This is a genomic window from Paenibacillus sp. LBL, from assembly GCF_029893715.1.
In the GTDB taxonomy this organism is placed as follows: domain Bacteria; phylum Bacillota; class Bacilli; order Paenibacillales; family Paenibacillaceae; genus Paenibacillus_AQ; species Paenibacillus_AQ glucanolyticus.
This window is the reverse complement of record NZ_JARXYU010000009.1, coordinates 206,131-219,023: the sequence shown is the minus strand read 5'-3', so window position 1 is coordinate 219,023 and position 12,893 is coordinate 206,131. Positions and strand designations below refer to the sequence as shown.

8 protein-coding genes and 1 riboswitch are annotated in these 12,893 nt (G+C 49.8%); all 8 genes read right to left on the bottom strand.

Annotated elements, in window-relative coordinates:
- Positions 1 to 351 precede the first annotated feature (351 nt).
- Positions 352 to 1,722: an NCS2 family permease gene (locus M2277_RS19735; RefSeq protein WP_006208251.1), complete on the bottom strand. Its 1,371-nt coding sequence runs from the start codon at positions 1,720 to 1,722 to the stop codon at positions 352 to 354.
- A 210-nt stretch (positions 1,723 to 1,932) separates the two neighbouring features.
- Positions 1,933 to 2,031: riboswitch (purine riboswitch) on the bottom strand.
- Positions 2,032 to 2,536: 505 nt separating this feature from the next.
- On the bottom strand, positions 2,537 to 4,075 hold the full coding sequence (gene guaA / locus M2277_RS19730; protein ID WP_006208249.1) for a glutamine-hydrolyzing GMP synthase: 1,539 nt from the start codon (positions 4,073 to 4,075) through the stop codon (positions 2,537 to 2,539).
- Positions 4,076 to 4,153: 78 nt separating this feature from the next.
- A complete protein-coding gene (locus tag M2277_RS19725) occupies positions 4,154 to 6,478 on the bottom strand; it encodes a transglutaminase TgpA family protein (protein WP_280755406.1) in 2,325 nt (774 codons plus the stop codon).
- Positions 6,447 to 7,745, bottom strand: a complete 1,299-nt coding sequence (locus tag M2277_RS19720) for a DUF58 domain-containing protein (protein ID WP_280755405.1) — start codon at positions 7,743 to 7,745, stop codon at positions 6,447 to 6,449. The genes M2277_RS19725 and M2277_RS19720 overlap by 32 nt, the downstream gene beginning before the upstream one ends.
- Positions 7,742 to 8,749: an AAA family ATPase gene (locus M2277_RS19715; RefSeq protein ID WP_063478580.1), complete on the bottom strand. Its 1,008-nt coding sequence runs from the start codon at positions 8,747 to 8,749 to the stop codon at positions 7,742 to 7,744. Before M2277_RS19715 ends, M2277_RS19720 begins: the two co-directional genes overlap by 4 nt.
- A gap of 378 nt (positions 8,750 to 9,127) precedes the next feature.
- On the bottom strand, positions 9,128 to 10,087 hold the full coding sequence (locus tag M2277_RS19710) for a carbohydrate ABC transporter permease (protein WP_006208246.1): 960 nt from the start codon (positions 10,085 to 10,087) through the stop codon (positions 9,128 to 9,130).
- A gap of 2 nt (positions 10,088 to 10,089) precedes the next feature.
- On the bottom strand, positions 10,090 to 11,055 hold the full coding sequence (locus tag M2277_RS19705) for an ABC transporter permease (protein ID WP_036638823.1): 966 nt from the start codon (positions 11,053 to 11,055) through the stop codon (positions 10,090 to 10,092).
- An 84-nt stretch (positions 11,056 to 11,139) separates the two neighbouring features.
- Positions 11,140 to 12,837: an ABC transporter substrate-binding protein gene (locus M2277_RS19700; protein WP_036638820.1), complete on the bottom strand. Its 1,698-nt coding sequence runs from the start codon at positions 12,835 to 12,837 to the stop codon at positions 11,140 to 11,142.
- Between the last annotated feature and the right edge of the window lie 56 nt (positions 12,838 to 12,893).

Genomic DNA, 12,893 nt, shown 5'->3' with positions numbered 1-12,893 from the left:
AGAAACTGACGAGAATTTGTTCAATTCTCTATTTCAACGTTCCACCGAAGTGGTCCGTTTTACTCACTCGTTGTTCAGTTTTCAAAGATCAACTTTCTTGCTTGTCACCAACAATTTATCTCGTTAGCAACTTTTATATCTTACCACATCCGCTCGATCGTTGCAAGCTTTTTTTTGAATTTATTTTTCAAATTCATTCGGCTTGTTTACTTTCGAACCGTGTGCCAACCGTGTTTTCTCGGCCGGAATTAGAATATACCACATGACTTAGTTACTATGCAAGCATTTTTTAAAAATAAAAAAAACCGCCTCTGAACGAGACGGTTCTATTATGCAACAACTATGAAATTGTTATTCAGCACCCAGGAAAGCATAGCGGATCAAAATAATCACAAACAGGATCCACATCAGCCAATGCACCTTCGTATCTGTGCGTCCAGTCAGCTTACCGAACACAGCCAGTACCACATAAGCAATGATACCAGCGGAGATGCCGTTAGCGATACCGCCAGTGAAAGGCATCAGGATGATGGTCAAGAATGCCGGGAAAGCTTGCATGAAATCATCCCAGTCGATATCGCGTACCTGACTCATCATCAGTACGCCGACAATGACAAGCGCCGGAGCTGTAGCGGCAGAAGGAACAACCAAAGCGATTGGAGCCAAGAACAATGCCAGAATGAACAGCACACCTGTCGTTACAGCAGTCAAGCCTGTACGTCCACCTTCAGCAACACCGGAAGTACTCTCCACGAAAGCGGTGATTGTGCTCGTTCCAAGGAACGCACCCGCACTTACGCCGCCGGCATCAACGAGCATCGCTTTACCAAGCTTCTTCTCGCCTTCCTCTTTGTTCTTCAGAAGTCCGGCGCGGCCTGCCGTACCAACCAGCGTACCGAACGTGTCAAACAATTCAACGAATGTAAAAATGAAAATAACTTCTATTAGACCAATGCCAAGCGCACCCTTCAGATCCATCTGACCGACAGCCAGATTATCAAATGAAGGAATCCAGCTTGCACCGCTCAGACCTGACAGATCCGTAACTCCCATAGGAATACCGATCAGCGTTGTCAGCACGATACCGATAAGCAAAGCGCCTTTTAACTTCAGAACCATCAGGATGGCGATCAGGAAAAGGCCGATAATCGCAAGCAGTGTATCTTTGTTCTCAACGAAATTCCCCAAGCCCAGGTTGAAGGCACCACCCGGTACAGGATGAGTAATATCGGTTCCCGGATTAATCGAAGCCGTAACAATATTACCGAGCTTAAGTCCAACAATCGTGATGAACAAGCCAATACCGACTGTGATTGCAATCTTCAAGTTATTCGGAACTGCCGTCAACAGCATTTGGCGAACCTTCGTTACCGTAAGAATGATGAAGACGATACCGGAGATAAATACGGCGCCGAGTGCCGCCTGCCAGGTAATCGCTCCATTTGAGCTTAACACGACGGTCATGAAATACGCATTCAATCCCATACCAGGTGCCAATGCAACCGGGATGTTAACAAAGAAGCCCATCGCCATCGTCACAAGACCCGCACCGACTGCAGTGGCGAAGAACACGCCTTCCTGCGGAATGCCCGCGCCCTCAGGACCCAAGAACAGATTGTTGACCAGCAGGATGTAAGCCATGGTCATAAAAGTGGTCAAGCCTGCAATAATCTCGGTTCTTACATTTGTTCCGTGTTCCTTTAGCTTAAAGAAACGCTCCATTGTAGAGATATCCCCCTTAAAATTAATGACACGGCAACACACAAATAGACCCTAAGGATAGATCCCCAGGGCCGTCGCTTGAAAAAAGAGCCGCAAAACAATCATTCGCATGCTGCCGGGCAGCATCCTTATCGAATAACCGACAGCCGATCAGGAGCACTGCTCCATCTAGCTGGCCGGTCTCGAATGCTGGACGAGTCCGCATCATTATATTGCCGCTCTTCTTTTCGTAGCGAGATCATTACGGTGACCTGTAGAGACTCCCGGGCCCATTCCCGGGATTATACGAAAAAGCTCGTTATTTGTTGTTGTCATGTCAGTTTCTACACATATTCTAGGACGAGAAGCCCAAGCTTGTCAATAACAAAAACGAATATTAAACTTGTTAATTTAAAGAAACGTTCGGAAATTGACTCCACTTGTCATATCCCATCTAGGACAAATGGACCGCATACGACAAAAAACAACCCCAGAACGTGGGATACTGCGCACAGTGGCGTTGAAAAGAGTTAAAATCATTCTGGTGTTCACTCTAGCTTGGTGCTTCAATAAATAGAATAAAAATACAAAAAAAAGACAAAATAGCCCTGCACCGAGGCCTCTCCCCTATAATTGTATTAGGTGATCAGACATAAGAAATGATTAGCCTCTTGGAAAAAAGCTTCTGCCCAAATCTCTAGGCCATAGAAGCTTCTGCCTGAATCGCCAGGTCATAATACAGCTTCTGTCCAAGTCATTTTGGACATAAAAAACGCTCCCTCTCATCTGCCAAAAGAAGCAAATGAAAGGGAGCGTATATTTTACTATTCCGATCCTATTCCCACTCGATCGTTGCTGGTGGTTTGGACGTCACGTCATACACGATGCGGTTGACGTTCTCGACTTCGTTCACGATGCGCACGGAGATCTTCTCCAGAATATCCCATGGGATACGCGCCCAGTCAGCCGTCATGCCGTCAATGGAAGTTACAGCACGGATGCCTACGGTGTAGGAATACGTACGCGCGTCACCCATTACGCCGACACTCTTCATGTTCGGAAGCGCCGTGAAATACTGCCAGATCTCGCGATCCAGGCCAGCCTTGGCGATTTCTTCACGCAGGATGTAGTCGGAATCACGAACGATTTGCAGCTTGTCCTCCGTCACTTCGCCCAGTACACGAATCGCCAGACCCGGTCCAGGGAAAGGTTGACGGTGCACGATTGCTTCAGGCAAGCCAAGCTCTTCGCCCACCTTGCGAACCTCATCCTTAAAGAGAGCTTTCAATGGCTCGATCAGCGTGAACTTCATGTCTTCAGGCAGCCCGCCAACATTGTGGTGAGATTTGATGGTATGCGCCGTCTCGGTACCACTCTCAACGATATCGGTATAGAGCGTACCTTGAGCCAGGAATGCAAAATCATCAAACTTGCTGGATTCCTCATCAAATACATAGATGAACTCGTTGCCGATGATTTTACGTTTTTTCTCCGGATCGTCTACGCCTTTCAGCTTGGACATGAAGCGTTCCTGAGCGTCAATCTTAACAACCTTCATGTCGAATTTGCCAACGAAGGTCTCCATAACACTCTCAGCCTCGCCCTTGCGCAGCAGACCATGATCGATGAACATACAAGTCAGCTGATCACCGATGGCTCTGTGAATCAGCATCGCTACAACGGAGGAATCAACGCCACCGCTCAGTGCGCACAGTACTTTTTGCTCGCCGACAACTTCACGGATTTCACGAAGCTGATCCTCGATGAAAGTCTCCATGCTCCAGTTGCCCTCGCAACCGCACACTTCATACAGGAAATTCTTGATCATCTCATTACCATGAACGGAGTGACGCACCTCCGGATGGAACTGAACAGCATACAGCTTCTTCTCTTCGTTGCTCATGGCTGCGATCGGAGCAGATTCCGTTCCTGCATCCAGCTTGAAGCCGGAAGGCAGCGATACCACATGATCGCCATGACTCATCCATACCGTTTGTTTTTGCTCAATCCCTTTTACAAGCGTTGAGTTCGGAGCAAATTCCAATTCGGCCTTACCGTACTCGCGCTTCGAGGCGCGTTCCACTTTGCCGTCCAGCTGCTGAGCCATAAGCTGCATACCGTAGCAAATACCAAAAATCGGCAGCTCCAGATCATAAATGGCAGGATCCACATGCGGCGCATTTTCAGCGTATACGCTTGAAGGACCTCCTGAGAAAACAATGCCGCGCGGGGAAAGAGCTTTAATCTTCTCGACGGGCGTGTTGTATGGCAAAAGCTCACTATAAACGCCAAGATCGCGAATGCGTCGTGCTATAAGTTGGTTGTACTGTCCACCGAAGTCCAAAACTACGATGATTTCATTAGGCTTATTCATTACCGGGCCTCCCTTGATTAATGAAATTAATTATACGCAACCCCAATTCATACCGTCAAGAAAGAGGGCCCTTTGTTTTCATGCCAGTTTTTTGACAATTCGGATGCATTGACGTAAAAAGAGTACTTTTTCCGTACGGGACCAAGGTTCGTCCTTGTATGCCGCCCGCTCCCAGCGCTGTGCAAACTGCTCCAGATCCGCTCTGAATTCGACATCGGCAATCGACAAGGAATGGACATATTGACGAAGGGTCTGCCCTCTCTCCAAGGCTCCAAACCGGCGCTGCAGCTTGTCCCAAACCAGTACGGAAGCGGATACAAGACCCTCACGCCTGCTTACCGCTATCGTTCTGGCCATCCTGATGAAGGCAAACCTCTCGCGAACGGCCGGAATTTGATAAATGACTGCCACGATGACAGGAAGAATAAGCAGAAGTAAGCCCCCAAACATCACGGGACCGATCACGGATATCAGAAGTAATACTTTAACGGCTGCGTTAATGACGGAATCCCAGAAGTCTAACCAAGGCTTAAACCCGGCAGGAGCTGAATCGCTGGCAACCGAAAGTGGCGACATCGGCTCAATGCCAAACCCGGGGGTCGGATCAAACGTCACCCAGCCATGATCGGGAAAAAAGACTTCAACCCAGGCATGCGCATTCTTCTGTGCGATCTCGTACCGATCGACCGTTCCCGCGACCCGCTCGCCAGGTGCAAATCCAGTTACATAGCGTGCGGGGATGCCTTCAGATCGGAGAAGTACGGTCATCGTTGTAGCAAAATGAACACAGTACCCTTCCTTCGTATCAAACAAGAAATGATCCGTAAAGTCTGTACCCTCAGGCGGCACCGATGTTTGCAGCGAATACGTATAGTTCTGCTCCAAATAGGATTCGATAGCTTCGGCCTTTTCATACCTGTTCGCAGCTGTCGAGGTGATCTCCTCCCCTAAATTGCGTACTCTAACCGGCAGCTGTTCGGGAAGCTGCAGGTACATTTCTTTCATATATTCCGGATCGTCACCAGACGCACTTCGAAGTGATGGCACATCAGGCTGATCGTACAAAGATTCAATGGTATAACCGGTTACCGCACTTTGGCCTTGTAAAGATACACTTTCGGAGAGCCGATCAACGGATAAGGTTGGCGCCCCTCTCTCCCTGGAAGATTGGATCTCATTCACGCGGGTAATGATGCCTCCTGCCAGAAGCGTCTGAATGGGCGTATCCTTGTCAAAAGTCAGCGTCTGAACCAGCGTGTTTCCTGCAGGCCGCTCCCAGAAGGGCAGGATCCCGCTCAGATCTTCGGATACCTTGACCGACTTGCGGATGGAAGGATCAATCCCCCATTTTCGGCCGTCATACAGGTTATAAGTGTCTCCCCGCCAATAGGTGCGCACAGGCGACTGCGCCGTAAAATACAGCTCATCACTGAGCGTCAGCGGCCCGCCTAAATCTTTTCCCTGAGCAGCATAACCCGTAACCTGGGAGGCAGGAACCGCTGGCTCTGCATTTCCCCGGAGCCGCTCCCCCCAGCCCGACAAGCGCTCGGCCACCTCGGTTAAAGACAACCCCATGCCTGCCGAAGGCTCGCTCAAGGCTCCTCCCATTCGGGTAACTCCTGTTATCAGAAATGAGGTTGCCAGCACAATCAGACCCCATCGCAGCACGGGCAATCCCGACAAGCGACCGACTTTTACAGGCTCATGGACCTGTATATCGCTACACGCACCCTCGACGGTTTCCTGCTTCAGCTTAAGAATCAGCATCATGCCCTGTGCCAGCAAAATATACAACACAGCCCGCATCATATCACGATAGATGCTCTCCTCCATGGCAGATTCCAGCACAGCTAAATAAAGCAGTGTCGAACCGCCAAACAGCCAGACGGTCCGGCGGTGTAATGCCAGCATATGGACGGCAGATACCATAATCCCCCACCCAACGAGCAGGACGATGGTCCTCGTCTCCTGGCTTAACGCTGTAAACTCCCACGCACGACTGAATGCCGCAGCATCATCCGGAAGTATCGCCGAAGCGTAGTCAACAAACCACGCGAGCGGATTCCGATAATCGAATAATTGGGAGCATAGCCAAATTACCAGTACGGCATTCAGCGGCAGCCACACCCAGCCTCGCCACGTAAACAATCCTTGCAGCAGCAGAAATACAGCCCAGAGGGATAAGGCTTGCAGCACAAGGTAGCTGCTCCCCTCTCCCGCAGCGTGAAGCGGCAGGAGCCACTCTGACAGGAGCCCCAACACAGGCAATGTAATAAGAAAACGATGAAGCAGCGTTCCGTGTGTTAATCGGGAATGAAACAGATTCGGCAGAAGCTTGGCTTCCAACCTCTCACTCCCCCGACGGCCAGCTTCAACGGACGAGCTGTTGCTGGATCCTATCATACCCGGCACCCCCTATCCGGGTTGAATTCTCATAAGCCGATAACTCTTGCAAATAAACCAGCTTCCCGCCTTTGCTGAAAAATTCATGCGCCCACTCCGGGTGATCCTGATCTCCCCATTGAACAGGCGATGCGTTTACAGGGGATTTCATCCGCTTTGCCATTTGCGTACAGTAAATGGTCACTTTTCTGCTGCCTTCATTCAGCAGGTTTATTCCGGTAACAGCCGCATTCTTATGGAACACACCTGTCATTACAGCCCATTCCGTATTTTTCTCTGAAGAGTTATGTGAAAACTCAAACCTGGGACTCCGTACAGAATCCTTCTCAGCCAGCTGAACGGAAGCAAACGGCAGCAGTATATCCTGATGATGCTCTGAGAAAGCTCCTTTGTACTCGATAAGCTGATTCACTATACCAGCCCCATCCATTCGCAGCTTGAATGGCATTCTGTCGCGAAGAAGCTGTGTTACCAGTCCTGCTGCGACAGATACGGTTTCTTCGAAAGCATCCTCCGGTTTCACTCCTTCATATCCGAAGTAACCTTGAAGCGCTGTATCCAGCACAATTCCCTGTCTTACCCCGTAACCTTCATGCGGCATAAAAGATTGCAGACGTCCAAGCTTCGCGGAGTTCTTCCAATGAATCCGGTTCATGGGATCACCGGGAATATAATCACGGACGCCGGTACCTCTCGTTTCGTTCCATACCCTCACCCGTGCACGCTCATCCTCTCTGTCCATATCGCTTCCCTGCACAAGCACCTGGGCCTCGGGCCACTTCATGGGCCTTGGGAGTACGATAAAGCCGCCAGTGTCACTTTGCAGACTCCGGCATGTCCTGAACCAGCCGAACATATCGCCCCATTCCACCTCACTATAGATTGAAGACCAGACTCCGCGGGGAACCTGGTTCAGACGGTAGGTATACTCGAGCCGCTTGCGCATGCCAGGAAACAGAAGCTTGCGATATTCCCTGCCACCCATCCGATCGGTTACGATGAGCCATGGAAGGGGCAGCATCGAGCGATAGGTGATCTGAACGGTCATCTCAACGGAATCTCCCGCCTGTATGCAGGCAGGGGAACTTCTACGGGAAATGGTCATCCGGGTTGGACCGAACAAACTCGTTAACCCCCCGCATAACAATAGAAACGTACACGCTAACCATACAAATCGAAGCGATTCCCCGCCTAACCACAGATAGAGCCCAAGCGCTGCGAACCAGATGGCGATCCCCCTCGACCATTCCAGCAAACCGCGTCTCATGACAAACTTCCCTTCCGGCTTCGCTGACGGGGAAGATCAAACCTCGTAATGATGGACTCTACCATTTCATAAGGGGTGACTCCTGCTGCGCGTGCATCATGCCCCAGATGGATGCGATGGGTCAGCACAGGCACAGCGACACGAAGGCAATCATCAGGAATGACATACATTCGGCCTGTCAAAAATGCGGCTGCTTGCGAAGCACGGAGCCAGGCCAGCGTTCCTCTTGGACTGATCCCGAGAGACACGCCCTGCTGTTTCCTTGAAGCATCGGCAACACTGACCATGTAGCGCTTAATGGTGTCATCCACAAATACACGGGAAACCATCTGCTGCATTTTCATGAGCTCGGACCCCATCATGATCGGCTTCAGATCCTCCAGCCTCGGGCTGCCCATTCCCCGCTCCAGGAGCTCCAGTTCCCCCTCCATGTTGGGGTATCCGAGCGATAATCGCATGAGAAACCGGTCGAGCTGTGCTTCCGGCAGACGGCTTGTCCCTTCGTATTCGTAAGGGTTTTGCGTTGCCAGCAGGAAGAACGGAGCTGGCAGCGGATACGTATGACCATCCACGGTGACGCGTCCTTCTTCCATCGCCTCAAGGAGTGCGGATTGCGCCCGCGGCGACGCCCGGTTAATCTCATCGGCCAATACGATATTGGACATTACCGGTCCCGGCCTATAAACGAATTCACCCGTATGAGGATAATAGACCGATGCGCCCGTAATATCCCCCGGCATTAAATCATAAGTAAACTGAATCCGGCTGAAGTCGCAGCCAATTAATGCTGCCACCGACTTCACCAGCATCGTCTTCCCGACTCCCGGCACATCCTCCAGCAGCACGTGTCCGCCTGCCAGCAGTGCCATCATCGTTAACGAAATTTGCTCCTCATGTCCAACAATGACACTGCCAACCCGCTTGGTAACTCTCCCCAGAAGATCAGGCGCCCATTCCGGAAGATTTGATTCTTCAGCATGTATGGATGAACTAAACAAGAACATCAACCTCCAACCTGTATTCATAGATTATTAGATTTAGAACCACTCGAAATTTAGAATCTATGAATAGGTTTTCCAAGAAAGAAGGAAGATAGACATCATTTACTAGAAAACCTGGAAACCTCTACTGCCTCACTCCTATAGAAACCGGAATGATCTGCACCCCATCGCAGTTGGTTTGATGATCCCCTTCTTTCTTAGCCGCGCAAAAGAAAAAGCGGTTACCCGACCTAAAAAAGATCAAAGTAATCGCTTTTTCTATCGCATGAATGATTGATTCGTAGCCTTAACCGTCCGGGTCCCCCGCCGATTTTCACTATAACACGGGATGCTTGCCTTCATGATCTGCATGATAGGAGTTTGGCATTTTGTGCAACGGTTTTATTCTTTTACGCTGCCCACGTTCAATCCGACTACAAAATACTTCTGCAAGAACGGGTAAACGACCAGAATGGGCACGGAGGCTACAACCGTAACCGCAGCCCGTATGGATAAGGGCGTTACCATAGCTGTCGCTGAATCCTGAGTCATCCCGGCCCCTGCGGCCACATTAGGATTACTGTTGGAATTCATGCTGGACGACAGCAGTTTCATGAGCTCATACTGCAGCGTGCTCAGCTTCTGCGTGGAAGATGTATATAGGAATGCATCAAACCATGTATTCCATGCGCCTACCGCTACAAAAAGAGCAATCGTAGCCAGAACCGGCTTGCACAGCGGGAATATGATCTGCATAAAGATTTTGAAATCCCCCGCTCCATCGATTCTTGCCGATTCAACCAGACTTTCGGGCAGCGTGCCGATGTAGGTGCGAATCACGATCAGGTTGAAGGCACTCACCATGGACGGCAGAATGTATACCCAGAAGCTGTTCAGCAAGTTCAGGTCCTTGATCAGGAAATATCCTGGAATCAAACCGGCGTTAAAGTACATCGTCAATACAAAAACAAGTGTAATCGGCTTGCGGAAGGCATATTCCCGCCGGCTTAAGGTGTATGCCAGCATCGTGGTCAGGAAGATATTCAATACGGTTGAGAGAACGGTTCTGGCCACCGTAATCCAGAATGCATTGTAGATCGTTCCTGAGGCGAATACAGCCTTATAATTCTGCAGCGTCCACTCTCTCGGCAGCAGATAGATTCCGCCGCGAATCGTATCGTTCCCGGCATTAAACGATACCGCAATTGTGTTGAGGAACGGGTACAGCGTAACAATAACAAGGAAAATCATGAACACCGTGTTAAAGGTATTAAATAGAACCGGCTCGACACGGTTTCTTACAATATTTTTCTTCACTGGCGCATTTGCCGCTTTCTGCGGGCTGAGTTGTTGATTTGCCATGTCTATAACAACCTCTCTTCCCCAAGCCGCTTCGCGGTCCAGTTGGCAAGCAGCAGCATGGTGACGCTGACAACCGTCTTAAATATACCGCCGGCTGTCGCCATCGAGTAATTTCCTTGGGCAATCCCGTACTTCAATACGAATATATCAATCGTCTCTGCCCAGTCCACCACAAGCCCGTTGCCAAGCAGATACTGCACTTCAAATCCAGCTTCAAGAATATGGCCGATGGACATAATCAGCAAAATAACGATCGTTGCTTTGATGCCAGGAAGCGTAACGTGAAGCATCTTGCGATAACGACTGGCCCCGTCTATCTCAGCTGCCTCGTAAAGCGCAGGATCGATGGAAGCGATGGCGGCCAGATAGATGATCGTGTTCCAGCCAACCTCTTTCCAGACATGGGAGCCCCCTACGATTCCCCAGAAGTATTTCCCTTCGCTCAGCCATAGGATCGGTTCTTTAATCACCTGAAGTTTCATCAGGAGATCGTTGATGATCCCGTCAGAGGCAAGAGAGGTAGCCACGATGCCCGTTACGATAATCCAGGACAAGAAGTGAGGGAGATACGAGATGGTCTGAACGGTTCGTTTCCAAAACACTTTCTTGATTTCGTTTAACAGCAGCGCCAGTATAATGGCGGTAACAAACCCGAGCACGAGGTTAATCAAACTCATACCCACCGTATTGCGCAGCACGCGCAAAAAGTTGTCGTCCGTAAACAGGAACTTGAAGTGCTTAAAGCCTACCCAGGCTTGTTCTCCGAAATCCTTGGCTGGCTTGTAATCCTGGAAAGCCATCGTCCAGCCCCATACCGGAACATAGGCAAACAATATAATGTACAGCATCAGCGGGACGGACATCATAATCAGCTGTTTCTGATTTTTGATGAGGTTCCATGTGATTGGCTGTTTCTTTCCCCTCTTGGGATTTCGGACGGCTCTCTTTTTCGCTAAGGTCTCATCCATATCAAGCTGCTCTCCCCACAAACCTTAATTTTAGAAAGTGGAAGGCTAATTGCACGCCCTCCACCTCCTGACCTTGCCTGAACATTATTTGCTCCAGTTCGTAATTCTCCACTGGATCTGTTCATTAATGCGGTCTTCATAGGCTTTAATGTTGATCTTACCGATTTCAGCCGTATACTCGCTCCATGCAGATTCGAAATCTGCCGGTTTAGCCAGGATCGCTTTTGGCAGGAATTTGGTAGACAGGTCGTTCAGCTTGGTATTGACCACCTTCGCTTCCGATCCTTCAACCAGATCGATGGTCCATGCCGGGTAAGCAACCTCATTCTCCGGCGGTTCGCTGAAGAAATCCACGTAGCTGTCGAAGCCGTACGCTTCAAGGAATTTCTTGTCATACTCCTTCAGACCGGCTTTGTACTCCTCAGGCTGAGCCGCAGCATCCGTAGCATTTCCGTCACTGAAGCTTCCTTCGATTTTTGGCGCGAAACCGAAGAACGCATCTGCTTTGTTTGCCAATTTCCAGGTTCCGTCCGTAAATGCATCACGCTGCTCCTGCGTTTTCATAAAGCGGCCTTCCTCATTCACGATGTAATCTTCGCCCTCAATCCCCCAACTCAGCACTTTCTGCCAATCTTCCGTAATCAACGCATCCAGCATCTTCAGAATCTTCACGGGATCCTTGGCATTCACGCTGATGCCGAATCCATTATTCAAATTGAGCGGTGCACGGTCACGATAATGATCCTTGGTGTTCTCATCATAGACCAGCGGAAGGCCGACGTACGTTCTTTCGTCCTTGCCCTGCGTGATCAGGGAATTCTCAGCATTCTGGAAATTCCAGTGCTGGTCGAACATGCCGAGAACCGTTCCGCTGGATAACTTGGCAAGATACTGATCGTAGTTCTGCACAAAAGTCTCTTTATCAATCAGGCCCTGCGCATTCATTTCGTTCAGCTTCTGGTAATACTGCTTGGCGTAATCCTTGTTGGCAAACACCTCGGCAACTCCATCCTTGACAACAACACCGCCGTCATTCGGATGTCCGATCAAATGCTGCGGTGCATTGAACAGGCCCCAGTTTCTCCAGTCATAGTTCAAGATCTCGAACCCGATCGTTGGACTGCCGTCGATCGTCGGATATTTTTCCTTGTACTTGCCGATCAGATCAAAGTATTCGTCGAGCGTTTTGACCTTCGGATAACCGAACTCCTCCAGCACAGCCTTCTGAATCCAGAATGCCGGTCCTGAATACCAGGAGCTGTTCAATTTACCGTTGAACACGCCATAGTTCGGAAGAATATAGATATGCCCGTCATTAGGGTCCTTCATCATGTTCCAGTAATCTTCATAATGCTTCTTCAAGTTCGGAGCATGCTCTTCAATGAGATCTTCCAGTGGAATGTAAGCACCGGCAGCTGTAAGTTTCGTATTTCCAGTCATCATATCCGGATAATCAGAACCGGCTATCATGACGCCCAGCTTCTGATTGATGTCGCCAGCCAGAAACTCAAAGTTGAAGCTGGCACCCAACTCATCCTTGATCTTCTTATAAATTTTGTTATCCGGCGTCGGCTGCTGGCCAGCCTCGCCGATAAAGACACTGACTTCAAATGGCTCTACCTTATTCCCGTCTGTTCCGGGTGTTGTTTGTTCCGCGGAGTCCTTTTTTTCCGGCGTGGCCGCATTATTTCCGTTTCCGCTCCCGCAGCCCCCAAGGACAACGCTGAGCGACAACAGCAATACCGTGCTGAGCCGAAGCCATGATTTTGTCTTTCCCCCCATAAAAGCACCTCCGTAATAATGTGGTTAACCTATCTATATTTTAAAAGCGCTTTCAA

Coding starts and splice junctions, on each gene's coding strand:
- M2277_RS19735 (WP_006208251.1), bottom strand. CDS start 1,722: ATGGAGCGTTTCTTTAAGCTAAAGGAACACGGAACAAATGTAAGAACC.
- guaA (WP_006208249.1), bottom strand. CDS start 4,075: ATGAATAAGCCTAATGAAATCATCGTAGTTTTGGACTTCGGTGGACAG.
- M2277_RS19725 (WP_280755406.1), bottom strand. CDS start 6,478: ATGATAGGATCCAGCAACAGCTCGTCCGTTGAAGCTGGCCGTCGGGGG.
- M2277_RS19720 (WP_280755405.1), bottom strand. CDS start 7,745: ATGAGACGCGGTTTGCTGGAATGGTCGAGGGGGATCGCCATCTGGTTC.
- M2277_RS19715 (WP_063478580.1), bottom strand. CDS start 8,749: ATGTTCTTGTTTAGTTCATCCATACATGCTGAAGAATCAAATCTTCCG.
- M2277_RS19710 (WP_006208246.1), bottom strand. CDS start 10,087: ATGGCAAATCAACAACTCAGCCCGCAGAAAGCGGCAAATGCGCCAGTG.
- M2277_RS19705 (WP_036638823.1), bottom strand. CDS start 11,055: ATGGATGAGACCTTAGCGAAAAAGAGAGCCGTCCGAAATCCCAAGAGG.
- M2277_RS19700 (WP_036638820.1), bottom strand. CDS start 12,837: ATGGGGGGAAAGACAAAATCATGGCTTCGGCTCAGCACGGTATTGCTG.